General features: G+C 43.5%; 13 protein-coding genes and 1 pseudogene. 1 reads left to right on the top strand and 13 read right to left on the bottom strand.

Going from position 1 to position 14,612, the window contains the following annotated elements; genetic code table 11:
- Positions 1-217 (top strand): hypothetical protein (locus tag BLR76_RS12045; protein WP_218121428.1); only part of this gene is annotated, 217 nt, incomplete at its 5' end.
- 383 nt (positions 218-600) lie between these two features.
- Here BLR76_RS12045 and BLR76_RS09175 read toward each other — a convergent pair.
- The 13 genes and pseudogenes from BLR76_RS09175 to BLR76_RS09115 all read right to left on the bottom strand — a co-directional run.
- On the bottom strand, positions 601-1,284 hold the full coding sequence (locus BLR76_RS09175) for a histidine phosphatase family protein (RefSeq protein WP_091268354.1): 684 nt from the start codon (positions 1,282-1,284) through the stop codon (positions 601-603).
- 165 nt (positions 1,285-1,449) lie between these two features.
- Positions 1,450-1,911, bottom strand: coding sequence for an SsrA-binding protein SmpB (gene smpB, locus BLR76_RS09170; RefSeq protein WP_091268352.1), 462 nt, complete (start codon positions 1,909-1,911; stop codon positions 1,450-1,452).
- 20 nt (positions 1,912-1,931) lie between these two features.
- Positions 1,932-4,301 carry a ribonuclease R gene (rnr, locus tag BLR76_RS09165; protein ID WP_091268350.1) on the bottom strand — a complete coding sequence of 790 codons (2,370 nt, stop codon included), beginning with the start codon at positions 4,299-4,301 and terminating at the stop codon, positions 1,932-1,934.
- Positions 4,302-5,042 carry an alpha/beta hydrolase gene (locus BLR76_RS09160; protein ID WP_176759676.1) on the bottom strand — a complete coding sequence of 247 codons (741 nt, stop codon included), beginning with the start codon at positions 5,040-5,042 and terminating at the stop codon, positions 4,302-4,304. It abuts the gene before it with no gap.
- 399 nt (positions 5,043-5,441) lie between these two features.
- The gene (gene secG / locus BLR76_RS09155; protein WP_091268346.1) at positions 5,442-5,672 is read right to left on the bottom strand and encodes a preprotein translocase subunit SecG; all 231 of its coding nucleotides are present in this window, start codon (positions 5,670-5,672) and stop codon (positions 5,442-5,444) included.
- A gap of 202 nt (positions 5,673-5,874) precedes the next feature.
- Positions 5,875-7,176 carry a phosphopyruvate hydratase gene (gene eno, locus BLR76_RS09150; RefSeq protein WP_091268345.1) on the bottom strand — a complete coding sequence of 434 codons (1,302 nt, stop codon included), beginning with the start codon at positions 7,174-7,176 and terminating at the stop codon, positions 5,875-5,877.
- A gap of 99 nt (positions 7,177-7,275) precedes the next feature.
- The gene (gpmI, locus tag BLR76_RS09145; protein ID WP_091268344.1) at positions 7,276-8,805 is read right to left on the bottom strand and encodes a 2,3-bisphosphoglycerate-independent phosphoglycerate mutase; all 1,530 of its coding nucleotides are present in this window, start codon (positions 8,803-8,805) and stop codon (positions 7,276-7,278) included.
- A gap of 1 nt (position 8,806) precedes the next feature.
- The gene (gene tpiA / locus BLR76_RS09140; protein ID WP_091268342.1) at positions 8,807-9,562 is read right to left on the bottom strand and encodes a triose-phosphate isomerase; all 756 of its coding nucleotides are present in this window, start codon (positions 9,560-9,562) and stop codon (positions 8,807-8,809) included.
- Between the two features lie 365 nt (positions 9,563-9,927).
- Positions 9,928-11,115: a phosphoglycerate kinase gene (locus BLR76_RS09135; RefSeq protein WP_091268341.1), complete on the bottom strand. Its 1,188-nt coding sequence runs from the start codon at positions 11,113-11,115 to the stop codon at positions 9,928-9,930.
- Positions 11,116-11,339: 224 nt separating this feature from the next.
- Positions 11,340-12,332 carry a type I glyceraldehyde-3-phosphate dehydrogenase gene (gap, locus tag BLR76_RS09130; protein WP_091268340.1) on the bottom strand — a complete coding sequence of 331 codons (993 nt, stop codon included), beginning with the start codon at positions 12,330-12,332 and terminating at the stop codon, positions 11,340-11,342.
- Positions 12,333-12,366: 34 nt separating this feature from the next.
- Positions 12,367-13,401: a sugar-binding transcriptional regulator gene (locus BLR76_RS09125; protein WP_091268339.1), complete on the bottom strand. Its 1,035-nt coding sequence runs from the start codon at positions 13,399-13,401 to the stop codon at positions 12,367-12,369.
- Positions 13,402-13,553: 152 nt separating this feature from the next.
- Positions 13,554-14,111: a thioredoxin domain-containing protein gene (locus BLR76_RS09120; RefSeq protein WP_091268338.1), complete on the bottom strand. Its 558-nt coding sequence runs from the start codon at positions 14,109-14,111 to the stop codon at positions 13,554-13,556.
- A gap of 277 nt (positions 14,112-14,388) precedes the next feature.
- Positions 14,389-14,612 (bottom strand): annotated as a pseudogene (locus BLR76_RS09115) (transposase); the annotation flags it as partial.

Here is a 14,612-nt window from a genome sequence, read left to right as displayed (position 1 = left end):
TAATTTTAAAATAAAAAGAAGACAAACCAAGCAGGCACTTATCTCAATGTACGCTCTCATCCCACGATTAAAACCGTGGGCTTTCACGCTTGATAGTTCTGTAATGAAAACTGGTGCACTTCCTTCTCCTAAGCCGCTGATTACGATGACTATTGTTAACTCAACTGTGGAGACTGATGAAATAATCAGGATGAAAAGGATACGGCAAAAAATATAGTCACCAATAATGGCTGGAGGACAGTAAAACCGCTAATATGTCCCCGACCCTTGAGGTGACTGATGATGCTTAAGGAAGCTTCAGTAGTCACACAGTACATGCCCCGACTCCTACTATGATCGGCAGGAGAATAAGAGTCATTGATCCTAAACGGTCATTCAGTTTCCTAGTCAGGTAAACAGCAAAGCCCGCCGTTAGCAAAACATTTACCTGTTTTTGAGTTGATTGATCCACGGTGTAGATTATTTCATTAGCTTTAATTTTTATTCTGTAAATTTGACGATTAAGGCGTAACCGATATATCTTCAAAGAATCCTCTTTGTCGCAAGCCTGTTATAGCAGGTCTGCAACAAAGAGGAAAATGGCCTCACTTTGATCTTTGATTATTCTGCTTCGTCCCTAAAATGAGAGACATCGTTGTATTTTTCAAGATGATATAGTCCGTCTTCATATCTGGCGACAGACACACTGGCATTAAGTAATGATTTAGGTCGTGTGAGATCCGGAATGAGATTCTCCAGGATGTACCGGATCGTTCCACCGTGTGCAACTAAAAGAATGGTTTCTCCTGAATCACGGTGCTTGTCGATCAGTTTGATCAGTCCCTGCTCAACGCGTGACCAGAACATCATAAAGTCTTCGGCATGCTTTTCCGGATCAACCGCACGGAAGGCATTCATCCGTTCAGGTACATCTGTTTTTCTGAACATTTCTTTTGATGTGTCGTATCCTAGATAATCTCTAACTTTATCGTAAGCATCCGAACCATACATGCCTTCCATCGACCCGAAGAAAACTTCTCGGAATTCCGGCATCTGAACCATGTCCATTTTATCTACCTGCCCATTCTCTTCTAGAATGATGGAAGCTGTTTCCTGGGTCCGGGACAGATCACTTGTGTAGACTGCATCAAACGTGACATCTTTCAGGCCACGTCCACATCGTCTGACATCCTCTTTTCCGTGGTCGGTCAATGGTGTATTGCTCCATCCCTGCATGCGTCCATAATAATTGAAGTACGTTTCGCCATGTCGGACAAAATAAATTGTTACCCCTTTTTCAGCCATACTAGCTCCTCGCTTTCTTTTTCTCTCTCTATCTATTCTAACAGACGTCTTTAGGATAATCGACAGCTAACCCTGCTTTTCCACGTAGACGCCATGGTTTATCTGAATCAAGAAAAGCATCAGACCAGCCGGGTTTCCGATCTGTTCCGATGCTTTAATCTTAAATCAGTAGTTATCTTTTATTGCCCGTCTCATCTGACGGTCCTGTTCACGTCGCTTGATGGTCTCACGTTTATCATACTGTTTCTTCCCTTTGGCCAGGCCGATCAGTACTTTGGCAAAACCGTTCTTGATGTAGACTTTAAGCGGAACCAGTGTGTTCCCGCCCTGTTTGACTTCTCCATACAGACTGTCGATCTGCTTTTTCTTCATCAGCAGTTTACGTGGACGGACCGGATCGTGATTAAACTGATTCCCCTGTTCAAATGGTGCAATGTGGACATTATATAGCCATATTTCACCATCTCTAATACTGGCATAGCCGTCTTTCAAGTTGATCCGGCCGGCACGGATGGACTTGATTTCCGTCCCTTTAAGCACAATGCCAGCTTCGATCGTTTCGAGAATCGTATACTCGTAACGGGCTTTTCTATTCTGGGCAATTAACTTGCCTTCTCCTTTGGGCATGTAAATCCCCCTCTATCCTATCATTTACGTTTTTTTCCAGGCTTCTTGGTCTTTCTTCTTCCTTTAAACCGACCTTTGCCTTTATCTTTATCGTTCTTACTTTTGTTATTTTTTGAGCCGCGGCGTGGACCTCTTCCTTTTTTAGAACTGTCCTGTTTCTTACGTCGTCTAGCTCTACGCGATTCATCAGGTTTCTTCGATTCATCTTCTTCAAGCTGAAAATCGATCTGATAATTATCTGTGTCGGCTCCGATGACTTTCACCTTGACAGCTTCCCCGATTCGGTACACTTTTCCGGTACGGGTACCAATCATGAGCATATCCCGTTCGTTGAATTCATAGTAGTCATCGTTCATGTTCGAGATATGAACCAGTCCTTCGACCGAATTGGCCAGCTGGACAAACATCCCGAAATTAGTCACAGAAGTAATGACACCTTCAAAGGTTTCGCCCAGCTTGCTCTGCATGTATTCCGCTTTTTTCAGTTCATCTGTTTCACGTTCAGCATCTACTGCCCGTCTTTCCGTAACAGAACTGTGCTCTGCGATTTCCGGCAGCATTTCCTGCCAGCGTTTCTTCGCCTTTTCTGATTTATCCACTTCGGTATAGTAATGAATCAGACGGTGCAGAATCAGGTCAGGGTAGCGTCTGATCGGTGAGGTAAAGTGCGAATAGTAGTCCGCAGCCAGACCATAGTGGCCAATCGGCTCCACATCATACTTAGCCTGTTGCATGGATCTCAGGAGCAGCATGCTGATGACGCCTTCTTCCGGCTTGCCTTTTACCTTGTCCAGAACATCCTGAAGCAGTTTTGGACTGATGTTTTCTTTCGTTGCTTTGACGTTGATTCCAAAGCTGGAAACGAATTCGATGAAACGCTGCATTTTTCCTTCGTCAGGGCGATCATGAACACGGTACAGGATAGGCAGATTCTGTTTGGCATAATGTTCAGATACCGTTTCATTTGCAGACAGCATGAACGATTCGATCAGACGTTCACCGACACCACGTTCTCTAAGCAGGATATCGACTGGCATCCCCTGAGGGTCGACTTCGATTTTTGCTTCTCGTGTGTCAAAGTCGATAGATCCTCTCTGTACTCTTCTTTTTTCAAGAATGTTATGCAAGTCTTCCATCTGTTCAAGCATATCAACAATTTCAGAGTACTCTTCTCTACGTTGAGCATCCTTGTCCATAAGAATTTCATTTACCGCAGTATAAGTCATGCGGTAATGAGAGTTGATAATACTTGGTGAGATCGTATAATCTACGACAGCTCCGTTTCTGTCGATTTCCATCTCACAGCTCAGTGTCAGACGGTCGACATTTGGGTGAAGAGAGCAAATACCGTTTGATAGTCGCTGCGGAAGCATAGGGATAACGCGGTCGGTCAAGTACACACTGGTTCCACGTTCAAAGGCTTCTCTGTCCATCGGGCTGCCTTCTGTGACGTAATGGCTGACATCTGCAATATGGACGCCTAGATAGTAGTTCCCATTGTCCAGTTTCTTCACTTGGATCGCATCATCCAAGTCTTTCGCATCTGCTCCGTCAATCGTAATGATCATTTCATCACGGAGATCTTTTCTTCCTTCGGTGTCCTCTTCTGAGATTGTATCAGGCACAGATTCCGCTTCTTTTAAAACATCTTCTGGGAATTCAGAAGGGATATTGTATTTGTGCACAATAGTCAGGATTTCAATCCCCGGCTCATCTTTATGTCCGATAATATTGGTGACAATCCCCTTCAGATCCAGATTTCCTGCAGTATCAGAATACTCGGTCAGTTCAACTTGAACGATACTTCCCTCGACCGGGCGAATCCCTTTTGCTTCGATCTTGACCAGGACACTCGGCAGTTTCTGATTGTGAGGCGTAATGAAGCCGTACAGGCCTAATTCCTTCACTTCATCATCCGTATATGGCTTGAATTCACCAAAGACGACAGTGGTTCCCCGTTCAATAATTTCAACGACTTTCCCAGCTGGACCTTTATCTTTCCATGGCATCGCTTCTTGAGTCACTTCTACTTTGACCAGATCACCATTCAATGCTGAATTTGTTTCAGTTGGTGGAATGAAGATATCCGATTCATATTCTTCGACTGTGACGAATCCGAATCCTCTATCGTTTCCACTAAAGCGTCCCTGCATAGCAGACGAAGCTTGTTTCAACTTGAATTTACCACTTGAAAGCAGGACTATTTTTTCTTCTCTTTCCAGTTCAGCAATAGCCTGGACCAGTTCCTTGAAGGCATTGGATCCTGAACGACCCAGCCCTTCACTGATTTCATTGACTTCAACTGATTGGCCGTCCTGTTCATTCATAAATGCTAGGATCTGTTTTTTCAGTTCTTTTCTTGCTAGTTCCTTGTCTTTTTCAGAACTCATTTAATCACTCCATTCTAAGGAAGACAGATAAGTCAGTACATCGATCTGTACGTCTTTGCCGATCTTTCCTGTTGTCAGTACATGCGGTGCGTCTTCATAAAAATGGAAGTCGACATCCGCATTGACCAGGGCATCTTTAAATTTGACTGCAGACTGATCATTGATCATCTCGTCTTGTCCACCCTGTGCTATAAATATTTTTTTATTTATCTGGTCATACTCTTTCTCCATTTCAGCGACATGCGCACGGACCCCATCAAGTATGGCCTGGACTTTAACTTCAGCTGAAGTTTTCAATCCTGCAATTTCTTCTTTCGAATAGCCCGCCTGCTCCTTCATATGTTCATACCAGATCATGAAATGCTCGGGCACGTTTGTATCATATTCAGATACGACCGGAGAAGCAAACGTCCCCCCGCCTATGACGTCCTCGTTAAGCAGGAGATCAGTCGCTACGACTCCACCCAGAGACAAGCCCATGACTGCCACCTCGTCGTAGCCTTTGTCCTTAAGAAAGGCCAGCGCATCCTTCCCGTCCTGAACCCAGTCCTTGATCGAATAGTCAAACAAGTCGTCGGGATCATTAGTCCCGTGACCTGAAAATACTGGAGCATAGACGGTGTAGTCTGCCCGCTCCAGCGCACGTCCCAGACTCAGCATGTCTTTCGGGTTACTAGTGAACGCATGAAAGAGCAGAACTGCTCGTTTTCCACTTTCGTAAAATAATGATTTATCTTTCATAATATCCTCCTTAAGTCTCTTCTTCATTCTACCCTAATTTGACACATTTTTGTACCAAAACACAATAAGAAAAGCTTCACGTGCCGTTCAGCCTCGACAAGAAAATACCTTAGTATCTCTTGGAGCTTCAGCTCTTAGAGATATCCTTGAGATCGACCGAGCTGAAGCGAGTAGTGGAAATTTACCCCGAATGAGCATCCTGCGCAATGGGTAAATTTATCTTTTTCTCGAGAGGCTGGTGCGTGAAGCTAGACAGCACTTAAATGTGTACTTCCCCCTCACAATAAGATAAGCTTTAGAGGCAATAAAAAAGCACTCCTTGTAACCAGTATCCAATAAGCAGAGTGCTTACTGAGAAAACAGTTAACAGGAGTACTTAAGATTCACATTCATTTCAACTTAAAAGAATCGTGTCAATAAGAAGGACAGCACGAAGAATAAAATCAGACTGACGACTGTTGTCTTAATCAGTACTGCTTCGAATCCTCTGGCTTTTTGTTTACCGAATAATTGACTTGCTCCGCCCATGAAGGCATTGGATGCACTTTGAGTTTTTGTCGGTTGCATGGCAATAACAATGATAATGAATACAGATAAGATAAGCATAGCCGTTAACAGAATTTCATACATGAGTATAGACCTCCTTCTTACAAATCTCCTATTTTATAATATAACACATCCCACTCATGTTTTCCAGTCCCTATTATGTCAGATCAGTATGCTTGAGCTGACTCATGGCCGTGAATTAGTGACGTTCGTTCTATAGATGCGATGTCTATCATATGTAAAGACGCTGAAGGACTAAGCCCTCCAGCGTCTTTTTTTGATCTGATTATTTGTCAGCTAAGTTGTAGAAAGCGTCAATACCTTCGTAAACAGCCAGGTCGCCTAATTGATCTTCGATTCTTAGTAACTGGTTGTATTTTGCAATACGGTCAGTACGTGAAAGTGAACCAGTTTTGATTTGTCCAGCATTAAGTGCTACTGAGATGTCAGAAATTGTTGCATCTTCAGTTTCACCAGAACGGTGAGAGACAACAGCCGTGTAACCAGCTTTTTTAGCCATTTCAATAGCGTTGAATGTTTCTGTCAACGTACCGATTTGGTTTACTTTGATTAAGATAGAGTTCGCTGTATCGTTGTCGATACCACGTTTAAGGATTTCAGTGTTTGTAACGAATAAGTCGTCACCAACTAATTGAACTTTGTCGCCTAAGCGTTCAGTTAATAGTTTCCATCCATCCCAGTCGTTTTCGTCCATACCATCTTCGATTGAGATGATTGGGTATTTGTTTACTAATTCTTCAAGGTAGTCTACTTGTTCTTCAGCGTTACGTTTTGCACCGTTTTCGCCTTCGAATTTAGCATAGTTATATACGCCGTCTTCGTAGAATTCAGAAGCTGCACAGTCGAATCCTAGGAATACGTCTTTACCAGGCTCAAGTCCAACTTTCTTGATAGCTTCAAGAATTGTTTCTACTCCGTCTTCAGTTCCTTCGAACTTAGGAGCGAATCCACCTTCGTCACCAACAGATGTTTCAAGACCACGGTCTTTAAGGATCGCTTTAAGTGCGTGGAAGATTTCTGCTCCCCAACGTAAAGCTTCTTTGAATGTTGGTGCGCCAACTGGTAGGACCATGAACTCCTGGAATGCGATAGGTGCGTCAGAGTGAGATCCACCGTTAACGATGTTCATCATTGGAGTTGGTAGTACTTTAGTGTTTGTTCCTCCAAGGTAACGATATAGTGGTAGGTCAAGGTAGTCTGCAGCAGCACGTGCAACAGCGATAGATACGCCTAAGATTGCGTTAGCTCCCAGTTTACCTTTGTTTGGTGTACCGTCAAGTTCGATTAACGCTTTGTCGATTCCCATCTGGTCACGTACGTCCATACCGATGATTGCGTCAGCGATCGTTTCGTTTACGTTGTCCACAGCTTTAGTGACACCTTTACCAAGGTAACGGTCTTTGTCTCCATCACGTAGTTCAACGGCTTCGTGCTCACCAGTTGAAGCTCCTGAAGGAACCATACCGCGGCCGAATGCGCCTGATTCTGTGATGACTTCTACTTCGATTGTTGGGTTACCACGTGAATCAAGAACTTCGCGTGCAATAACGTCTGTAATAAATGGCATTTATTTTCTCTCCTTTAATTTTCCTCTTCCATTTCCTGGAAAAGGGTTAGTTAATTTATTTTAAATGTCCTAATAAAAGAACAGGTTAAAATCAGTCAGTTATTTCTGGATCAGGCTTTCGCCAGTCATTTCTTCCGGTTTATCAATACCTAAAAGATCAAGCATCGTTGGAGCCACATCAGCTAGTTTGCCGTCGCCTCTTAAAGTAACACCTTTTTTCGTCACGATGACTGGAACAGGGACTGTCGTGTGGGCTGTGTGCGGATTACCTTCAGGAGTCAGTTCAGTATCTGCATTCCCGTGGTCCGCAAAGATGATTGCTGTTCCGCCTTTTTCATGGATAAGATCCACTACTCGGCCGAGGTTCTCATCTACAGCTTCGATTGCTTCAATCGTTTTATCCAGCATACCTGAGTGTCCAACCATATCCGGGTTGGCATAGTTCAGGATGATGGCATCATGCTTGTCGTTCTTGATATCTTCAACCAATGCATCAGTGACTTCATAAGCACTCATTTCAGGTTTTAAGTCATACGTTTCCACCTGAGGTGATGGAATCAGGATACGTTTTTCTCCTGGGAACTCATCATTTGTTCCGCCATTCATGAAGAATGTCACGTGTGGGTATTTTTCCGTTTCAGCAATTCGCAGCTGATTCAATCCATTATCAGACAATACTTGTCCGATCACGTTTTTCAGGAATACAGGCGGGAACATGATGTCCGCTGCCATTTCAGAAGTATACTGAGTAAAGGTAACGAATTTGATGTTTGACGGCACGTTTCCACGATCGAATTCATCAAAGTCCGGTTCTGTAATCGCACGGGACAATTGTATCGCACGGTCAGGTCGGAAATTGAAGAATAGAATCGCATCATTATCGTTTACTGTCGCAACAGGTTTGCCATCCTTTTCAATCACGATTGGTTCAATGAATTCGTCCAATGTATCATTAGCATAACTGGCTTTAATGGCTTCTACCGGATCAGTCGCTTTCACACCTTCTCCGTGGAAGATCGCGTCATAAGCACGTTTGACACGTGGCCAGCGTGTATCTCTATCCATTGCATAAAAACGACCAGAAATTGTTGCGATTTCACCGACTCCTAAATCGTTAACGATTGTCTGGAGCTCATCGATGAAGCGGACAGCTGAATCTGGAGCAACGTCACGTCCATCAGTGAATGCATGGATGTACACTTTGTCGACTGCTTTGTTCTTAGCTGCTTCAATTAGAGCAGTCAAATGACGCTGGTGACTGTGAACGCCCCCGTCCGATACTAGACCGAACAGATGCAGCGCAGAATCGTTATCTTTTACATGATTGATCGCACCATTGAAGGCTTCATTCGTTTCGAATTCACCGTCTTCAATCGCCTTGTCGATACGTGTGATGCTTTGGTAGACCACACGTCCTGCTCCGATGTTGGTATGCCCAACTTCTGAGTTCCCCATCTGACCTTCCGGCAGCCCGACAGCAAGCCCTGAAGCCTGCATCGTGTTGTGCGGATACTCATTCCAGTAACGGTCGAAGTTTGGTTTCTCAGCTTGTGCTACGGCATTACCGTACTCTTCTTCTCTCCATCCGAATCCATCAAGGATAATGATGGCTACAGGTGCTTTGCTCATTTTATTCAGCCGCCTCCAGTAATTGCAGGAACGAATCTGCTTCCAGGCTTGCTCCGCCGACTAATGCACCATCGATATCCGGTTGTGCCATTAATTCTTTAATGTTTGCAGGTTTTACTGATCCACCGTACTGGATACGAACAGCATCTGCTACATCTTGTGAATACAAGTCAGCTACAGTACGACGAACAACTGAAATCGTATCGTTAGCATCTTCAGCTGTCGCTGTTTTACCTGTACCGATAGCCCAGATTGGCTCATAGGCAATAACTAGATTGCTCACCTGGTCAGCGCTTAAGCCTTTAAGAGCTGCTTTAACTTGACCAGAAACCAAGTCATTTGTCTGTCCTGCTTCTTTTTGCTCAAGTGTTTCACCCACACAGATGATTGGTACCATGTTATGGCGGATTACTGCATGTGCTTTTTTGTTGATGTCTTCATCCGTTTCATGGAACAATTCACGACGTTCTGAGTGACCGATGATCACATAAGCCACCCCGATATCTTCAAGCGCTTTAGGGCTGATTTCGCCTGTAAATGCACCTTCGTCTTCAAAGTGACAGTTCTGTGCAGCGATCTTAAGATCAGTATCTACTGTTAAATCGATCAGGCTTTGAAGAAATAGACTTGGTGCGCCTATTACAGCATCTACTTTGTCTGCTGAAGGGATGTTTCCTTTAACAGCATCGATGAACGTTGCCGCTTCAGTCGATGTCTTGTTCATTTTCCAGTTACCAGCGATAATTGGTTTACGCATTCTATCGTCCTTCTTTCTCTTGTGTAGTTCAGGGAATGTTCCTTACCTTTTGAATCACTCACCGTCAATGATCAGATCAGTCACTCTGCTCATCTGGTCAAAACGGCTTGTCTTGCTTTTATTATCCAGCAATCTAAGCCTGACCTCGCACAAAAATGAAGAATGAGCCATTGCGCAGTATGCTCATTAGGCGTCATTCCCTATTTTTGTGAAGGTCAAAACGGCTTATCTTGCTTTTATTATTATCCAGCAATCCATGCCTGACCTCGCACTAAAATGAAGAATGAGCCATTGCGCAGTATGCTCATTAGGCGTCATTCCCTATTTTTGTGAAGGTCAAAACGGCTTATCTTGCTTTTATTAAATTATTTGTCTGAAATAGCTGCGATACCTGGAAGTTCTTTTCCTTCAAGGTATTCCAGTGAAGCTCCGCCACCTGTTGAGATGTGACTGAAGTCTTCTTCAAATCCAAGCTGCTGAGCAGCAGTCGCAGAGTCTCCGCCACCGATGATCGTTATAGCATCTTCAAGTTTTGCCAGTGCTTCACAGACTTTGATTGTACCTTGAGCGAAGTTGCTCATTTCGAACACACCCATTGGTCCGTTCCATACAACAGTCTTCGCATCTTTCAATTCGTTTTCAAACAGTTCAACTGTTTTCGGTCCGATATCCAGACCCATCTTGCCTTCAGGTATGTTTTCTCCAACTATTTCAGTTTCAACATCATTAGAGAATTCTGCAGCTACGATAGAATCAACAGGCAGGACAAGCTTATCTCCAGCTTTGTCGATCAGTTCTTTAGCTAGAGACACTTTATCTTCCTCAACTAATGAATTACCGATGTCGTGTCCTAAAGCTTTGTAGAATGTATATGTCATTCCCCCACCGACAAGAACTTTGTCAGCTTTAGCGATAAGGTTTTCGATGACGCCGATTTTGTCTGAAACTTTTGCTCCACCTAAAATAGCAACGAATGGACGCTTAGGCTCATCCACAGCACCACCGATGAAATTAATTTCTTTTTCTACCAGGAATCCGGCAGCTGATTCAAGGTTTGACGCGATACCTACGTTTGATGCGTGAGCACGGTGAGCCGTACCAAAAGCATCGTTCACGTAAACATCACCAAGACTTGCCCAGTATTTACCTAATTCAGGATCGTTCTTGCTTTCTTTCTTACCGTCAATATCTTCAAAACGTGTGTTTTCAAACATCAGTACGTCACCGTCAGCTAGTTCAGCTACTGCGTTTTCAAGCTCTTCTCCACGAGTTTGAGCTACAAACTTCACATCTTTTCCAAGTAACTCACCTAGACGCTCTGCTACAGGTTTCATTGAAAGACCCGCTTTATCTTCTTCGGTCTTCACGCGTCCCAAGTGAGAAAAGACGATTACATTTCCGCCTTGTTCAAGAATGTACTCCAAGGTTGGCAGTGCTGCCTGGATACGGTTGTCGTTAGAGATTTTTCCGTCCTTCATCGGTACGTTAAAATCAGCACGAACCAGTACTCTCTTGCCATTTAATTCTAAATCTTTAACTGTCTTCTTTGCCATGTGTAAAGTCCTACCTTTCTGTATGGAAAACTAACCCTGTTGACTCTGTTCCCTTTATTTCACAAAAAAAGGGGGAAGCGCGATCCCCTTTATTCAGTTTGAACAGCCCAATTTTTTGCTTGCGCATCAATCGTTGTGTCCTCTTAAATAATAGAGTATTAGCTCCCCCGCTTATTTATTACTTTACAATAGAGTTGTTTCTTATCTTAGATATTCGCTGGATATTAAAGGCTAGCGAAGTATTCTAAAGTTGAAACCATGTTTCCAGTGAATCCGTACTCGTTGTCATACCAAGCTACAGTTTTAACAAGTTGTCCGTCTTCGCTTTCCATGATTTTAGTTTGAGTTGCATCGAAGATTGATCCAGCAGGAACACCGATCACGTCAGATGATACAATTTCATCTTCAGTGTATAGGAATGCACTTGATGATGCTTTCTCCATTGCTGCATTTACTTCTTCAACTGTTACTTCTTTGTCCAATACAGAGTATAACTCTACCATTGAACCAGTAATTGTTGGGATACGTACTGCAGTACCGTCAATTTTACCGTTAACAGCTGGGATTACTTTACCTACCGCTTTAGCAGCTCCTGTAGAAGCTGGAATAGCGTTAGCAGCTCCGGCACGGTTTTTACGTCCGCCTGGTGCATCCTGCATAGCTTGAGTTGCAGTGTATGCGTGAATTGTGCTCATTAGTCCACGGTTTACGCCGTATTCATTGTTCAATACGTTAACCATTGGTGCTAGACAGTTTGTAGTACATGAAGCTGCTGATACGATTTTGTCATCAGATGAAAGCTCTTCATGGTTAACGCCGTAAACGATTGTTTTAAGATCGCCTGAAGCTGGTGCAGAAATCAATACACGTTTAGCTCCTGCATCTAAGTGAGCTTGAGATTTATCTTTAGATACGTAGAAACCAGTACATTCTAATACGATATCAATTCCAAGGTCTCCCCATGGTAATTGACTTGCATCTTTTTCTGCGAATGATTTAATTTCTTTTCCGCCCACTACTAATGCATCACCTTTAACTGATACTTCGTGCGGGAAGCGACCTTGTGCTGTATCATATTTCAAAAGATAAGCTAAGTCGTCATTGTCTGTTAAATCGTTGATTGCGACTACTTCTAATTCTGTATCCATTTCTAATACACGACGTAGTGCTAAACGACCGATACGTCCAAAACCATTAATTGCAACTTTTACTGACATAATCTAATTTCCTCCTTAGGAAATAAATATATTTTTATTTTAAAGGGTTTCCCCCGTTTAAAATCTCATTTGCGGCTGCCTCATCCGTCACTAACCATGTGTGTGGAGGGACAGTTTTCATGTGAGCCTTTATCGCCTTCGCTTTTTCACGACCTCCGGCAACAGCGACTACATGAGGGATACTTGGTAATTTCGAGGACTGTAATCCAATGCGGGACAATTTGTAGACGATGTCTCCTTTTGGATCAACAAACTCTCCAAACGCTTCAGCTACTGCTCCTTTGTCGATGAGCTCTTTGAGCGTGTCTTCATCCATTCCTCTTCTCTGGGCCATCTCAAGAGCATTGCCGATGCTGTAGATAACCAATGAAGCATTCTCCAGAATTTCCAGAGTTTCTTTGATTTCCGGCTCTTTCATCAGCAGCGAGTAAGTTTCCATACGCACATGTTCTGGTACATATAAGGCTCTGCTCCTACCGCCGGTCTTTCTCGCCATGTTTTCAGCTATGGCATTAGCCTGTATATCAACGGATTCACCCAGACCTCCGCGAGCCGGTACAAATAAAAGTTCCCGGTGCAGACCGATCTGCTGACTCATGACTTCTGCTACTTCCAGCATCGTCGTGCCGCCCATAACTGCCACAGTACTCTGCCCTTCCGGTAAAAGAAAGTCGAGCACTTCAATTGAAGCTCTTGCCATGTCGATCAGACTGGATTCATCCTTGTCTGAATTGCCTATGACGATCGTACAATGCTGGATGCCTAATGCATTAGCCAGCCGCGTTTCCTTTTCCTGTGACTGAACGTGCTGCCCCATCAGTTCATCCAGCTGATAAAAAACTGCGATGCCTGTCGGTGTGCATTCCATGCCCTGCGTAGATGCCTTGATCAGTCCCTGATTTCTCAGGACCTCGACTTCTTTACGCAGAACTCTCTCGGTAAACCCGAGTCGATCTGCCAAAGCACGTCTGCCGATGGGTGCTGATTTCTGAATATGGCTCAAAATATAGTAACGCCTCTTCAATACATGAAGCGTTCCGGGTGCTACTTTTTCAATAACTGACAGCATATTAAAACGGCACCTTCCCCGACACTATATTCGACCTGTTTACAGCAAGACAGCTGAAAACATCTTTCTTCGTCACGTACAAATACAGTGTAACAAGAAGCGGGGCAGATTTCAACCCATTAAATGAAATCAATGGGACATTTTACGTCCTATCAATATTCATTCGGTTCCCTGTCTTCATCTCGTTTCAGTTTAGATTCTATAATGCTTTTCAGTTCTTCTTCCGTAATATGTTCATCAAAAATATAATCTTCAATGAATACAGTCGGTACCAGCGTTACATTAGCCTTTTCTGCTTCTTCTACGACTGCCTTGGAGTGTGCCGAATTGTTTCGCTTTTCTGCTCCACGTTTAGACTTGGCATACTCCGCCACTTCTTCTTCGCCTAATCCGCCCCAGTTCTGCAAGTTTTCAAAATAATAATCAATGTCTTTTCTAGCAGTCTCTTCATCTTCATAATTTATATGTGCATGAAGGATGTTGCCTTTCCTCAATCCGGGTTTTTCCTTGTCAAAAAGCTTGACGATCCGTTCGACTTTCCCGTCCTCCACATACTCATCAAGGACTGGTGTGCCTTTTTCCCACCACTCTTTACAGTACGGACACTTGAGATTGAGAAACTCCACTACTTTAATGGGAGCTTCTCTGCTTCCTAAATGGAGCCCGCCATCGACAGTTACAGAATCAGCATTTATTTTGCTTGTATCCATTCACTCACTCCCTTCAGATTTTCCCTACTCTCTACAGTATACTCTTGTGAAAAAGTCTTGGCTAGTCATAAGCATTGTACGAAAACCCTTGTAAAATCACTGTAAAACTGCTATCGGCTTTGTGGTAGTTTAAGTCTCTGTCTGTGTATGAGTAAAAAAAAACGGGCTGGGAAAAAACCAGCTCTTAACAAACAAAAAGAACAATGAAAACCGTCGGTTTTAGATGGTCTTCATTGTTCTTTTGTATTTTTTCTGAAGATGTAGAAGTACATCCTCCTTTTCTTCGGAGTTCGAGGATCAGTTTCGTTAAATTCATGCTCATAAGCATCAAGCCAATGTCATTATGCACGGCTTGATTCCCTCTGACATGAACGCGGCGCATGCCAAAGACACCTTTCATCCGACCGAAAACAGTTTCTACGTCAATCTTTCGCTGGGCATAGATCCGTCTTCCATAATCGCTCTCCAGGTGTGCTTTCGCTTGATGTTTAAAGTATTCCC

Source organism: Alkalibacterium thalassium, assembly GCF_900101165.1.
GTDB classification, from domain to species: Bacteria; Bacillota; Bacilli; order Lactobacillales; family Carnobacteriaceae_A; genus Alkalibacterium; species Alkalibacterium indicireducens.
The sequence above is the reverse complement of the archived record's forward strand: the minus strand, read 5'-3'. Positions and strand labels throughout refer to the sequence as shown.